The sequence below is a fragment of the Micromonospora sp. 15K316 genome, from assembly GCF_004348525.1.
Classification (GTDB): domain Bacteria; phylum Actinomycetota; class Actinomycetes; order Mycobacteriales; family Micromonosporaceae; genus Micromonospora.
The window spans coordinates 1-13,130 of sequence record NZ_SMKG01000165.1; the positions used below are offsets into that span (position 1 = coordinate 1).

Here is a 13,130-nt window from a genome sequence, read left to right on the forward strand (position 1 = left end):
CCGTCGTCGTCCAGCTACCCGACGCGGCCCCCACCGACCGCCCCCTGAACGACAGTTCCGACCCCCGGGAGAACCCCCATGACCGACACCGGAAGACCTGAGCCGGCGGTGCGGCTGACCCGCGCCGACCTGGACGCGCTGCCCAGCTACGTACCGGGTCGCAACCCGACCGACCTGGCCCGGGAGCTCGGGCTGCCCGAGGCGATCAAGCTGGCCAGCAACGAGGTCCCGTACGGCCCGCTGCCCGGCGTGGTCGAGGCGGTCACCGAGGCCGCCGCCGGGGTGCACCGGTACCCGGACATGGGCGTGGTCACGCTCCGCAACACGCTCGCCGAGCGGTACGGGGTGGACCCCGACCGGATCGCCACCGGCTGCGGGTCGGTGGCCCTCGCGGAGCACCTGGCGCGAGCCACCAGCCTGCCCGGCGACGAGGTGCTCTACTCGTGGCGCTCGTTCGAGGCGTACCCGATCATCGCGGCGACCAGCGGCGCGACCAGCGTTCAGGTCCCCAACGGGGCTGGCCACGGGCACGACCTGGAGGCCATGGCGGCGGCGGTGACCGACCGGACCCGGCTGGTCCTGGTCTGCACGCCGAACAACCCGACCGGCACCGCCCTGCGGAAGGCGGAGCTGGACCGTTTCCTCGACGCCGTGCCGGACGACGTGCTCGTGGTGATCGACGAGGCGTACCGTGAGTTCGTCACGGACCCGGAGGTGCCGGACGGGCTCGCGTACCTCGACCGGCCGAACGTGGCGGTGCTGCGCACCCTCTCCAAGGCGTGGGGGCTGGCCGGGCTCCGGATCGGCTTCCTGGTCGCCCAGCCGGAGGTCGCGGCGGCGGTCCGCAAGGTGGTCACCCCGTTCTCCACCAGCATGGTGGCCCAGGCGGCCGCGCTGGCCGCGCTGGCGCAGGCCGACGAGGTCGAGCGCCGGTGCGCCCTGGTCGTCGCCGAACGGGACCGGGTCACCGAGGCGCTGCGCAAGTTCCTGCCGGACGTCCCCACCAGCCAGGCGAACTTCGTCTGGCTGCCGCTCGGTGACCGGGCCGTTTCCTTCGGCAAGGCGTGCGAGTCGCGCGCGGTGATCGTCCGCCCGTTCCCCGGCGACGGGGTACGGGTCACCATCGGCACTCCGGCCGAGAACGACGCCTTCCTGGCCGCCGCCGAGGCGGCGCTGGCCTGACACCGGCCGGTCCGGTCCGCCGCCTCGCGGCGGGCCGGACCGGATCGATCGGTCAGGCCGCCGGCGCGGGTGCTCGGAGGCGGTTGCGCCGCCGGTAGGCGTAGACCGCGAAGAGCGCCAGCACCAGCCCGGACGTGACCAGCCCGGCGGTGATCGCCTCGTCGGAGCGGTCCTCGGTGCTGGCCGCCGCCGCGGGTACCGCCCCGAAGGTGACCGTGCCGGTGGCGGTCCGCTTGGTCCAGCCGCTGGCCAGGGCGAGTTTCGCCGCCCAGGGCCCGTCGGGCAGCCGCCGGTCGAGCGGTACCCGGACGGTGGTGCTGCCGTCCAGTGGCAGGGTGTGCGCCTCGGCCTTCACCGGCCCGGCGGCGAGGCCACCCGGTCCGTCGCTCAGCCAGAGCTCCCCGGCGAGGTCGAGCGCGCGCTGGCCGGTGTTGCGCACCTCCGCGCTGACGAACGGCGTTCCGTCCTTCTCCCGTCCGCCGGTCAGCGGGCCGATGTCGAAGCCCGACGGGGGCTCCCCGCCGGCGCCGACGGAGAGGTAGACCCGGATACCGGACCGGCCTATGTTGCGCACGTTCCCGCCGTCCGTGCCGGGCACCTCGGCCCAGATGACCGCGTACCGCTCGCCGGCCTCGGCCTTGCGCGGCACCTCGATGGTGACGAGGGCCTCGACCTCCTCGCCCGGCGCCAGCGCCTCCTCACGCGGCTGCACGCTGATCCAGCTGCTCAGCTCGTTCTCGGTCCGACCGGGGGCGAACTCGAAGCCGTCGGCCGTGACGTCGGCCGCGGCGGCGTAGAGCGACACCTTCCGGTGGATCTCCGAGGTGTTCTCGACCATCACCCGGCGCTTGATGGTGGTGCCGGGCTTGAGGTGGTCGACTATGTACTTGTGCGCCGGGTGTCGTCGCGCCGGTCGACCGGCGCGTCGAGCAACTGGATCCCGACGGAGACGTCCGGTGCGGTCGGGCTCGCCGTCGGGGAGGACCGCTGCCTCTCCCGCTCCTCCCGCCCCTCTGCCGGGACGTCGGCCTCGGGGATGTCGGGTTCGGCGAGCGCGGCCGGTCGGGTCGCCGACGCGGGCGCGGCGGCCAACGCCGGCGCCCCGGTCGTGACCAGCACGGTCACGGCCAGGGCGAGGGCGCGGATGCGGTCATGCCACCGAATGGGTGATCACCCCCGAGTAGCTGCCGCCGACCGCGGTCTCCGGGACCTGAATCCGGATGTCCGGGGCCCAGCTGGCGGAGTTGTTGCCGGTGCCCGAGGTCTTGGAGAAGGCCGTCCGCGGCACGCCCAGGTTGACCCGGTCGGCCTCGGTGGGCTGGCCGGGTACGAACACGCTGCCAGGGCTGCCGGTGCTGCTGGTCAAGCCACCGGACCAGTACTCCACGAGGTTGGGCGTGATGGTCTCCTCCGGCGTGGCGTTGCCGGTGGTGAACGAGCTGGACGAGACGGTGGCGACCCAGGTGGCGCTCAGCGCGGCCCGCTGGTCGGTGACCGTCACGGTCCCGAGCTCACCCGTGAGGTTGCCGCCGGCGAAGACGGAGCCGAGGTTCACCGCCGCGGGGACCGTGATGTTGAGGTCGGCGGTGGCGACGGTGAAGGTGACGATGGTGTCGCCGGTGGGCGCGGCGGCGGCGGGCGTCGCCAGGGCCACCACGGTGGCCGCTGCGGCGGTCAGGGCAAGAAGTGGCTTCTTCATGTCGATGACGTTATGGAACACAAGGCCCTGAACAGGCATTATTCGGGCAAATCACTCTTCAGGCTACAGAGTGGGTGATCGTTCCCCGGTAGCTGCCGGCGACGATGTCGCTCGGGATCGCCACCCGGATCGTGGGCGTCCAGGCGACCGTGTTGTTGCCACTGCCGGCCGTCTTCCGGAACGCCTCGCGAGTCACCGCCAGCGTGACGGCCTGCGCCGCGGTGGGCTGCCCGGGCACCAACGTGCCGCCGCCGGTGCTGCGCACCGGCGGCCCCGACCAGTAGGAGATCCGGTCCCGCGTGATCGTGCGCTGGGCACCGCCCGCACCGGTGACGAAGAGGGTGGCGGAGACCGTGGCGACCCAGGTGTTCGGGTTCACCGGGCCCCGGAAGTCGGTCACCTCCACCCGGCCGAGCTGACCCGTGAGCGTTCCGCCCGCAAGACCGGCGCCCAGGTTGACGGCGGCCGGGACGGTGATGTCGACGCCGGGCGTCAGAGCCACCTGAAACGTCCGGAGAGCCGGCGCCGCGTCGGCCGGCGCGGGGCTTATCAGGATGATGATTACGCCCACCAGGGCTGCCAGGAGTCGCACAGAGTGACTATAAGTAACTTATGTCCGATTTGTCGAACAGGTGGGGCGTGTCCCGGCTCAGGTCGCGGCCAGGACCAACGGCTCCGAGGTGAGGAAGTACGCCTGATCGTCCGCGTCCGGGTCGACCGGCTCCCGCAGGCGCTCCACGACCACATAGCCGGCCGCCGCGTACACCCCGCCCGGCACGTAGCCGGTGCCGTCCTGCCCGACGGTGAGCGTGAACCGGGACCGCTCGACGCCGGTCGCCGGATCGAGCGTGACCAGCTCCCGGGCGTCGGTCAGCACGTGCACCCGGCCCGGCTGGACCGCGATCACCCGCCCCTGACCCAGGTCGGGGCGGCGCCACAGCTCGGCCCCGGTCCGGGCGGAGCGGCCCACCAACGCCCCGTCGACCAACCCGACCGCCTGGTCACCGGCGAGCTGGGAGTCGAGCCCGTCCAGCGCCGGTGCGGGCACCGGCGAGCCCGCACCGGTCAACCAACCCCGACCCGCCCCGTCGCCCGGGCCGGCCGTACGAAGGCCGGAGCAGCCCGAGGACCCGACGCGACAACCCACCGGGGTCACCACCAACTCGTCACCCGCGCCCGGCGGTCGCCAGCGGCCGGTCACCGCGCCGGTGCCCGCGTCCCGGAACTCGACGACGGCCGCCCCGGCGCAGCCGTCCACGCTCACCAGCTGCCCCGCCTCGGTGGCCCCGACGTCGCTGTGGCACCCCGTCCCGACCTCCGACCGCCAGAGTCGGCGCCCGCCGGCCAGGTCGACAGCGCTCGCCTCACCGGCGCCGGTCGCCACCACCACGTCCCGGCCGTCGCCGCCACGAGTGAGGTAGAGCCCGACCGGATCCCACACGATCGCGGCCCCGGTACGCCGAGCGTCCGGCTCCCGCTGCGGCACCGGCCCGTCGGTCCGCCAGACCACCCGCCCGTCCCGCGCGTCCAGCGCCACCAACCGCCCGTCCGACCAGCGGCTGACCACGGTGGTCCCGGTCGCCACCACCCCGACGAGCTCGGCGGGCCAGCGGCGGTACGACCAGAACGGGGTGGTGCGGTGACGGCCGTCGACCGGGGTGTCCGCGTACACCTGGCGGTGGCCGGCGTAGACGCGCAGGCGGTTGTCGACGATCAGCGGGGCGACGGGCAGCCGCCCGATCACCCCCGCCGGCGGCTGCGCGGGGGCCGGGTACGCGGCGTGCGCGACCGTGCTGACCTCGGCGGGGGCGAGCACCCGGTAGACCGTCGCCGCCACCGCGGCGGTGACGAGCAGCACCGCGACCGCCAGCACGACACGTCGCGGGCCGTTCCGGAACCCCATGCGCACCTCCGCCCGGCACAGTACTAGGGCCGGCGTCACAGTCCTCGGCAGCGGGGTGGGCAGCAGCGGGAGCAGCGCGACCACGAAGCCGAGCGCCCAAGTCGAGCCGAGGCGGAGTTCGGGCGGCGGCCCGGCGAAGCCCGCGAACGGGGCGTCGGCGGCAGGTGCCGCTCAGGCGGCCCGGCTCGACTCGGCCGGCCCCTCGGCGGCGGCAGCCAGGTCGGCGAGGTCCCGCCGCAGCGCGTGCTCCACCGCGCGGGCGGCGAGCGCACCGAGGAGCAGTGCGGCCACCCGGCCGCACTCATCAGCCGGCAGCGCCTCCAGGGTGACGGTGGCCAGGGTGCCGCCGCGGTGCCGGCGTCGCGTGCCACGCAGCGTCCAGGTGATCCGGTAGTCCACGCCGGCGCCCGGGGAGACGAGCACGAGACGCCGGGGAGGAGCCGCCTCCACCACGTGGAACTCCTCGACCAGGAGATCGCCGTCCGGCTGGTGGCGGGGCTCCCGCCATGCGGTGCCCGGCCCGAACGAGCCGGTGGTGAGCAGCTCGACCGGGCCGGCGAGGTGCCGCCGAGCCCGGCCGGGCAGGTCGGTCAGGAGACGCCACACGTCGACGGCGCGCGCCTCGATGCGCCCGGTAACCGTCACCGTCGGCATGCCACCTCCCGTGGCGTCGACGGTACGCGGCGTGAGCGCTGAGCGGGGGCCTCCGGGCGCAATTCCCACCGGAGACCCCGAATCGGTACGTCTACCGCCCGCGATGGGGCCCGTTCGCGAGGACCGATCCACAGCCGACCCGGTCCGCGAGGACCGGTCCTCCACGGTCAGCTGTCGAACTGGCCGGCGCGGATCGCGCCGACGAAGGCCGTCCACCCGGGCGGGCTGACCGAGAGTGTGGGTCCCGTCTGGTCCTTGGAGTCGCGTACCGCGACCACCCCGAGGACGTCGACCAGATTGTCCGCCACCTCCACGCAGAGGCCCTGGTCGTTGGAGCGGCTGCTGGTACGCCAGATGGCGCCGGTCAGATCGTGCATCGTGAACTACCTCCCTGTGCGTCGGGACGCCCCGTCCACGACCGGCGGGACCTGTCGTGGGCCCGTCCGGCGCGACGGGGCGTCGGAATCCGGAGCGATCAACGCGGGAGGTGGCGGGCCCGGTCGCACCATCTGTGCGATTGGGCTGATCACGGATCGGACGAGCCGATGTGACGCCGTCGACCGACGTTCCGTGCTGGTCAGCGGGGAGGGAGGATGGTGCCGGTCACCTCGCCGAGGGCGATGCTGGTGCCGTCCGGGCCGGGCGCGGTCGCGGTGATCGTGACCGTGTCCCCGTCGGCGAGGAAGGTCCTGGCTTCGCCCCCGACCTTCACCGGCTCGGCCCCGCCCCAGGTGAGCTCCAGGAACGAGCCGACCTGCCCGCGCTCCGGGCCGGAGACGGTGCCGGAGGCGTAGAGGTCACCGGTACGCAGCGACGCCCCGTTGACGGTCAGGTGCGCCAACTGCTGGGCCGGCGTCCAGTACATGGTGGCGAACGGCGGTTCGCTGACCCGCTCGCCGTTCCACTCCACGGCGATCCGCAGGTCCAACCCGAGGTGCGGCACGGCGCGCAGGTAGTCGACGACCGGCGGCTCCTGCTGCGGGGCGGGTACGAACGCCTCGCTCAGGGCGTCCAGCGGCGTGACCCACGCCGAGACGGAGGTGGCGAAGGACTTGCCCAGGAACGGGCCGAGCGGCTGGTACTCCCAGGCCTGGATGTCCCGGGCGGACCAGTCGTTGACGAGTACCACGCCGAAGACGTGGTCGGCGAAGTCGTCGACGGTGACCCGGGTGCCGAGCGGGCTGGGCACGCCGACCACGAAACCGACCTCGGCCTCGATGTCCAGCCGGCCGGACGGGCCGTACGTCGGGCCGTCCGCCCCCGGCCGCTGGCCCGACGGACGGACCACCGGGGTGCCCGACACCACCACCGTGCCGGCCCGGCCGTGGTAGCCGATCGGCAGGTGCCTCCAGTTCGGCAGCAGCGGCGGCTGCCCGGGCCGGAAGATCTGCCCCACGTTGCCGGCGTGGTGCTCGGAGGAGTAGAAGTCGACGTAGTCGGCCACCTCGAACGGCAGCAGCAGGCGCACCTCGGCCAGCGGCACCAGCAGCGGCTCCACCACGGCCCGGTGCGCGTCGTCGGTGAGCAGCTCGACCAGCCGCTGCCGCACGGCCGTCCACTGCGGACGTCCGAGGGCCATGAACCCGTTGAGGGTCGGGCGGCCCAGTGCGCCGCCCGCCAGGACCAGGCCGGCCGCCTCGGCGCCCGCCAGGTCGAGCACGAAGTCCCCGATGCGTACGCCGATCCGCGGTTCCCGCCCGTCGTGGGCGAACACCCCGTACGGAAGGTTTGTCACCCCGTACGCCGATCCGTCGGCACCCGCCACCCAGGTCATCGGTCCTCGCCCCTGTCCACGTCGTCGGTCCTCTCCTCGGCGGCACGGTGCCGCCCTGTCCCGGTGTCCGGCAGCGCCGGCGCCACCGGCCCGGTGCCGGCGCCGGGCGGCGTCAGCAGGCCCAGCCGGGCCAGGTCGGTCAGTGGCTCCGCGATGCTGCACGAGCCGTAGCCGACCCAGAGCGGACGCGGGTCGGACAGGCCACCCTCGACCGGCTCCAGCAGCGGGCGCGGGTCGGTGGCGCGGAGCAGCTCGGCGACCCGCGCCGGCCCCGCGCCCCGCGCGGCGGCGAGCGTGGCGGCCAGCACGTTCACGAAGCCGTGGTGGGTGAACCCGGTCGCCGGTTCGAGGTGGCGGACCGCGTGGTGCAGCCCGGCGGTCAGCTTGAACGGCAGGCCCCGGTCCTGGCAGCCGCAGATCACCGCGGCCAGCTCGACCGGGGTCGGGAAGAGTTCGGCGGCCAACCCGCCGGTGCGGAACTTCGCCGCGATCGGCACTCCCTCGGCCCGGGCCTCGGCGAGCCGGTCCAGCGCCCCCATGAGCCCGAAGGTCAACGGAATCTCGGCGTAGACGGCTTCGATCCCGGCCAGCTGGTCGGCCAGGCGCAGCAGGTTGGTGATTCCGGCCTGGGGGTCCTCGCCCCGCTTCGCCACCGCCACCTCCACCTGCCGGGCGGTCACGCCGTCGGGCGCCAGGAAGGAGAGCGCGAACGGCAGGCTCTCGATCCCGGTGTCACCGATGACTCCGACGACGAAGCCCTCGGCCGGGTCGACCAGCCCGCTCAGTTCGCCGGCCGCGACGGCCGACGCCGGCACCAGCAGCGGGCCGACCAGGTCGGCGTACCAGGCGTCCCGATGGCGACGATGCGCGGTGACGGCGTCCGGCAGCGTGGCACTGCCGGGCGGGAAGACGGCGGCGTCGTCCACCAGGCCGTCGAGGAGCGCGGGCACCTGCGTTGACACGGAACAAGAATCTACGGGACGCTACGAGGAGCGGACAACAGCGTCCGATTGCCGGACGCTGGTAGCCGATTGACGGGACACATCGGGAGGCGAGATGCCCTACTACCGCAGCGTCGGCGAGGTGCCGCGCAAGCGCCACACCCAGTTCCGCCAGCCCGACGGCAGCCTCTACGCCGAGGAGCTGATGGGCCAGGAGGGCTTCTCGTCCGACTCGTCCCTGCTCTACCACCGGTACGCCCCCACCGCGATCGTGGCCGCCGAGGAGTTCACCCCGCCGACCTTCACCCGGGTGCCGAACCTGCCGCTCAAGCCGCGCCACCTGCGCACCCACAAGCTCGACGGCACCGGCGCCGACCCGGTGCTCGGCCGGCAGTACCTGCTCGCCAACGACGACGTGCGCATCGCGTACGTGCTCGCCGACCGGCCGTCCCCGCTGTTCCGCGACGCCACCGGCGACCACTGCCTCTACGTGGAGGCGGGCAGCATGCGGGTCGAGTCGACGTTCGGGGCGCTCGACGTGGCCGGCGGTGACTACGTCATCATCCCCACCTCGACCATCCACCGGCTCGTACCCACCGGCGACCAGCCGGTCCGGCTGCTCACCATCGAGGCGGCCGGTCACATCGGCCCGCCGAAGCGCTATCTCTCGGTCCGGGGCCAGTTCCTGGAGCACTCGCCCTACTGCGAGCGCGACGTCCGCGGCCCGGACGCGCCCCTGCTGGTCGACGGCGAGGACGTCGAGGTCGTGGTCCGGCACCGTCGTGGTTGGACGCGCCACACCTACGCCCACCACCCGTTCGACGTGGTCGGCTGGGACGGGCACATGTACCCGTGGGCGTTCTCCATCCACGACTTCGAACCGATCACCGGGCGGATCCACCAGCCGCCACCCGTGCACCAGACCTTCCAGGGCCCGAACTTCGTCGTCTGCTCGTTCGTGCCGCGCAAGGTCGACTACCACCCGGACGCGATCCCGGTGCCGTACAACCACCACAACGTCGACTCCGACGAGATGCTCTTCTACACCGGCGGCAACTACGAGGCCCGGCGCGGCTCCGGCATCGAACAGGGTTCGATCTCGCTGCACCCCTCCGGTTTCACCCACGGCCCGCAGCCCGGCGCCGCCGAGCGGGCGATCGGCGTCGACTACTTCGACGAGCTGGCCGTCATGGTCGACACCTTCCGCCCGCTCGACCTCTGCGACGCCGCCCCCGCCTGCGAGGACCCGGGCTACGCCTGGACCTGGGCGCGTCGCGCGCAGTGATCGGGGTTGTGGCCGGAGCCCGCCCGCTCCGGGCGGTCAGGCTTGATCCCTCCGCGGGCGAGCTCCGGCCACAACCTGACGTGGCTCAGCTGCGCGGCGCTGGTGGATCTCCGGGGAGAGGTGCGGGGGTCAGGTGGTGGTTCGGGTGACGACCACGACCTCGGCGACGGCGGCCACGACGATCGCCAGCACGAGCGGCCACGGGGTGCCGACGAGGGCGTAGACGAGGATCAGCGCCGGCGAGGTGGCCGCCGCGTAGACGGCCAGGGCCAGGGGGCGGTCGGAGCGGAGCAGCCCCGGCAGGACCGTCCGCGCCAGGCCGGGCATCCGGGCGGCGAAGCGCCAGATGACCAACGCCCCACCGAGCGCGGCGAACGCCGCGGCGACACGGGACAGTCCCGCGCCGCCCGGCGCGAGGCAGGCGATCAGCACCGCCGTGATCATCGACCAGCCCGCGCCGTAGAGCACCAGCTGCCGCAGGCCGGCGGAGATCGTACGGCCCGAGTCGATCCGTCCGGGGCTCATCGCGGCGGCCTCGGCGAGGTGTGCCAACGCCTCGCTCCAGCGTCGCTGCTCCAGCCGGATCACCCCGATGTCGTGGCGCGCCTCGGCGAGCTGCGGGTCCAGGCGCAACGCCTCCCGGTAGGCCCGCTCGGCGAGGTCGTACATCTGCATGTTCGCGGCTACCAGACCCAGCACCAGGTGCGACTCGGGTTCCTCGGGCGTCAGCTCCACCGCGCGCCAGGCCGCGTTCAACGCGGTCTGGCCGTTTCGGGAACCGGCCAGGATCGCGGCCCCGCTCCGCTGGGCGTACGCGTCGTCCGGACCGATCGCCAGGATCTCGTCGGCGGTCCGGGCGGCCTCCGCGTACCGCTCCAGGTCGGCGAGAGCCATCCCCCGGGCCAGCAGCGGCGCCACGGTGCCCGGCGCGGCGGCGATCGCCGCGTCGGCGGCGGTGAGCGCCTCGGCGGGACGGTCGGCGGCCAGGTGCAGCCGGGCGAGCACCGTCAGCGCCACCGGGTTGGCCGGCTCGATCGCCACCGCGTACGAGACCTCCGCGGCGGCCTCGTCGTAGCGGCCCAGTTCGGCGAGGAGCTTCGCCCGCTGGAGGTAGCCGTCGGCGGCGGACTGGTCGGAGGCGGCGTCGCTGGACATCGCGGCGAGCCTAGGCGGCCGGTGCCTCGTACACCAGAGCCACAGCGATTCCGGCGAGCCCTTCGCCGCGACCGGTGAAGCCGAGCCCGTCGGTAGTCGCGGCGGAGACGGTGACCGGCGCGCCGACGGCGGCGGAGAGCACCCGTTCGGCCTCCGCCCGGCGCGGTCCGATCTTCGGTCGGTTCCCGACCACCTGGACCGAGACGTTGCCGATCGTCAGCCCCTCGGCGCGGACCCGGCGGGCCGACTCGGTGAGCAGCGCGACCCCGGACGCCCCGGCCCACTCCGGCTGGTCGACGCCGAAGTTCGCGCCCAGGTCACCGAGGCCGGCCGCGGAGAGCAGGGCGTTGCAGGCGGCGTGGGCCGCCACGTCGGCGTCGGAGTGCCCGGCCAGCCCGTCCTGGTCCGGCCAGTGCAGGCCGGCCACCCAGCACGGCCGACCGGCGGCGAAGGCGTGCACGTCGGTGCCGATGGCCACCCGGGGAACGATCATGATCAGAGGGTACGCGTCAGCCGGAGCCGGCCAGCAGATGCTCGGCCAGCGCCAGGTCGAACGGACGAGTGATCTTGAGAGCGTACTCCGAGCCCGGTACGCAGGAGACCGGTACGCCCTGCTTCTCCGCCAGTCCGGCGTCGTCGGTGAGCGGGTCGCCGGCTGCGGCGTGCGCCGCGGTGAGCACCGAGCGGCGGAATCCCTGCGGGGTCTGCACCGCCCGCAGGGCGGAGCGGTCGACGGTGCCGAGCACGACCTCCTCGGCGTCGACCTCCTTGATCGTGTCGACGACCGGCAGCACCGGGATGACGGCGGGCTGACCGGCGCGGACCGCCGCGGCGACGGCCTCGACCAGACTCGGCGGCGTGAGCGCCCTGGCCGCGTCGTGCACCAGGATGATCTCCGGACCGGGGGGCACCGCCGCGAGCGCGGCCGCCACGGACGCCTGCCGCTCCGCGCCGCCCGGCACCACGGTCACCGGCGCCACCGGGGCGAGCAACTCCCGGACCGCGTCGACCTCGGCCACGGGCGCCGCGACGACGATGGTGTGCACGCTGGGGGCCTCGGCGAGCCGGCGCACCGCGTGCACCAGGAGCGGCTCCCCGGCGAGCAGGCGCAGCGCCTTGGGGCGGCCGGGGCCGAGTCGTACGCCGGCACCCGCCGCAGGCACGAGGACCGCGACGTCACCGCGCGGATTGAGCTGCGCGGTCACGTCGCGGTCCTCGGTGGTTTCTTCGCTACGAACTGGGTACGACGATGTTGTGCGGACTAGGCCTCAGCCAGCACCTTGTCGAGCAGCGTCTCCGCCTCGTCCTTGGTGCTCTTCTCGGCCAGCGCGACCTCGCCGACGAGAATGTCCCGAGCCTTCGCCAGCATGCGCTTCTCGCCCGCGGAGAGACCCCGCTCCCGCTCACGACGCCACAGGTCACGAACGACCTCGGCGACCTTCAGCGGGTTGCCGGAGGCGAGCTTCTCCAGGTTTGCCTTGTAACGCCGCGACCAGTTGGTCGGCTCCTCGGTGTGCGGGGCGCGGAGCACGTCGAAGACCTTGCCCAGGCCCTCTTCGCCGACCACCTCGCGCACACCCACGATCTCGGCGTTCTCAGCGGGAACCCGGACCGTGAGGTCACCCTGCGCGACCCTCAGAACGAGGTACTGCTTCTCCTCGCCCTTGATGACCCGAGTCTCGATTGCCTCGATGAGTGCGGCCCCGTGGTGGGGGTAAACAACGGTCTCGCCGACACTGAAAACCATAGGTTCGAAACCCCTTTCGCTGTGTCTAGGGTAACACGCTCAGGCACCGATGTCTCACCGCTGTCCTGACCGTTGGCGCAGCTCAGGGGCCCTGTGAGAGGTATTTCTTCGACTTGACAGGCAGTCAAACCGATGGTCTGAACACGCTCCGTAGCCGCCGGATGACACCCGGGTCGGGTGAACGGAACGTCGAGATCAAGGGCTATGCGCTCTTGTCATGGTATCCCGGCGGGCGCTTCTGCGCCCAGGTGTAGCGGGAGCTGCCCCCCGTACGCGAGGCTGGAAGGTGAGCCAATGTCGGCTCCAAGAGACGGTTCCAGGGGGTCGGCGATGAATACGCCGGGCACAGGGGGGAACGGGCTGCCCGACCTGCCGCCGGAGTGGGGTCGGGTGGTCGTACCCGACGACGCCTCGGCACTCGCGCAGGAGGCCGCACAGGTCCGACGCGAGCTGCGCGAACGCGCCCGCCTGGCCACCCGCAGACGGTTCACGACGCTCCGGATGCCCCTCGTGTGGCTGGTGGTGGCGGTGCTCATCACCCTCGCCGGCCTGGCCGCCGTCACCCAGCCCGGCCCGAACGCCGCCCCCGCCGAAGGGGCGAGTTCGAGCCCGGCGACCCCACCCGCCGTACCGACCGGACGGCCGCTGCCCGCGCTTGACCTCGTCGACAGCGGGCAGAGCCCGGTGCCGCTGCGCAGCCTGCTGCCGGTGATGATCATCCTGGTGGACGGCTGCGCCTGCCCCGAACGGGTGAGCGAGGCCGCCGCCGCCACCCCGCCCCAGGTGAACC

The 13,130-nt window shown here is 73.4% G+C and carries 14 protein-coding genes and 2 pseudogenes; 3 read left to right on the forward strand and 13 right to left on the reverse strand.

From position 1 onward, the window contains the following. The first annotated feature begins 78 nt into the window (after positions 1-78). Complete coding sequence (hisC, locus tag E1211_RS23975; protein ID WP_132351268.1) at positions 79-1,182, forward strand: histidinol-phosphate transaminase; 1,104 nt, start codon at positions 79-81, stop codon at positions 1,180-1,182. 52 nt (positions 1,183-1,234) lie between these two features. Here hisC and E1211_RS23980 read toward each other — a convergent pair whose 3' ends face one another. The 9 genes and pseudogenes from E1211_RS23980 to E1211_RS24020 all read right to left on the reverse strand — a co-directional run. Beyond that, the gene (locus E1211_RS23980; protein ID WP_132351269.1) at positions 1,235-2,020 is read right to left on the reverse strand and encodes a hypothetical protein; all 786 of its coding nucleotides are present in this window, start codon (positions 2,018-2,020) and stop codon (positions 1,235-1,237) included. A 41-nt stretch (positions 2,021-2,061) separates the two neighbouring features. After that, positions 2,062-2,307 (reverse strand): hypothetical protein, encoded by a 246-nt coding sequence (locus E1211_RS23985; protein ID WP_132351270.1) that lies wholly within the window; start codon positions 2,305-2,307, stop codon positions 2,062-2,064. A gap of 25 nt (positions 2,308-2,332) precedes the next feature. Then, positions 2,333-2,881 carry a hypothetical protein gene (locus tag E1211_RS23990; RefSeq protein WP_132351271.1) on the reverse strand — a complete coding sequence of 183 codons (549 nt, stop codon included), beginning with the start codon at positions 2,879-2,881 and terminating at the stop codon, positions 2,333-2,335. Positions 2,882-2,939: 58 nt separating this feature from the next. Continuing rightward, positions 2,940-3,473: a hypothetical protein gene (locus tag E1211_RS23995; RefSeq protein WP_132351272.1), complete on the reverse strand. Its 534-nt coding sequence runs from the start codon at positions 3,471-3,473 to the stop codon at positions 2,940-2,942. 57 nt (positions 3,474-3,530) lie between these two features. Further along, on the reverse strand, positions 3,531-4,784 hold the full coding sequence (locus E1211_RS24000) for a PQQ-binding-like beta-propeller repeat protein (RefSeq protein ID WP_132351273.1): 1,254 nt from the start codon (positions 4,782-4,784) through the stop codon (positions 3,531-3,533). Positions 4,785-4,955: 171 nt separating this feature from the next. Next, entirely contained in the window at positions 4,956-5,438 is a 483-nt protein-coding gene (locus tag E1211_RS24005; RefSeq protein ID WP_132351274.1) for an SRPBCC domain-containing protein, read from the reverse strand. A 167-nt stretch (positions 5,439-5,605) separates the two neighbouring features. Then, entirely contained in the window at positions 5,606-5,815 is a 210-nt protein-coding gene (locus E1211_RS24010) for a DUF397 domain-containing protein (RefSeq protein WP_132351275.1), read from the reverse strand. Between the two features lie 200 nt (positions 5,816-6,015). Further along, the gene (gene fahA / locus E1211_RS24015; protein ID WP_132351276.1) at positions 6,016-7,212 is read right to left on the reverse strand and encodes a fumarylacetoacetase; all 1,197 of its coding nucleotides are present in this window, start codon (positions 7,210-7,212) and stop codon (positions 6,016-6,018) included. A 113-nt stretch (positions 7,213-7,325) separates the two neighbouring features. Further along, a pseudogene (locus E1211_RS24020) lies at positions 7,326-8,174 on the reverse strand (hypothetical protein); the annotation flags it as partial. 94 nt (positions 8,175-8,268) lie between these two features. Between E1211_RS24020 and E1211_RS24025 the strand changes: the two are divergent. Further along, positions 8,269-9,438: a homogentisate 1,2-dioxygenase gene (locus tag E1211_RS24025; RefSeq protein WP_132351277.1), complete on the forward strand. Its 1,170-nt coding sequence runs from the start codon at positions 8,269-8,271 to the stop codon at positions 9,436-9,438. A gap of 129 nt (positions 9,439-9,567) precedes the next feature. Here E1211_RS24025 and E1211_RS24030 read toward each other — a convergent pair whose 3' ends face one another. Genes E1211_RS24030 through E1211_RS24045 form a run of 4 tightly spaced genes read right to left on the reverse strand, consistent with a single transcriptional unit; the run spans position 9,568 to position 12,340 of the window. Further along, on the reverse strand, positions 9,568-10,593 hold the full coding sequence (locus tag E1211_RS24030) for a tetratricopeptide repeat protein (protein ID WP_132351278.1): 1,026 nt from the start codon (positions 10,591-10,593) through the stop codon (positions 9,568-9,570). Between the two features lie 10 nt (positions 10,594-10,603). Next, positions 10,604-11,089 carry a 2-C-methyl-D-erythritol 2,4-cyclodiphosphate synthase gene (ispF, locus tag E1211_RS24035; RefSeq protein WP_132351279.1) on the reverse strand — a complete coding sequence of 162 codons (486 nt, stop codon included), beginning with the start codon at positions 11,087-11,089 and terminating at the stop codon, positions 10,604-10,606. A 13-nt stretch (positions 11,090-11,102) separates the two neighbouring features. Next, on the reverse strand, positions 11,103-11,798 hold the full coding sequence (gene ispD / locus E1211_RS24040) for a 2-C-methyl-D-erythritol 4-phosphate cytidylyltransferase (protein ID WP_132351280.1): 696 nt from the start codon (positions 11,796-11,798) through the stop codon (positions 11,103-11,105). Positions 11,799-11,854: 56 nt separating this feature from the next. Then, positions 11,855-12,340: a CarD family transcriptional regulator gene (locus E1211_RS24045; protein WP_076467066.1), complete on the reverse strand. Its 486-nt coding sequence runs from the start codon at positions 12,338-12,340 to the stop codon at positions 11,855-11,857. A 330-nt stretch (positions 12,341-12,670) separates the two neighbouring features. On the opposite strand from E1211_RS24045, the pseudogene E1211_RS24050 reads away from it, so the two are divergent. Continuing rightward, positions 12,671-13,130, forward strand: a pseudogene (locus tag E1211_RS24050) (hypothetical protein); the annotation flags it as partial.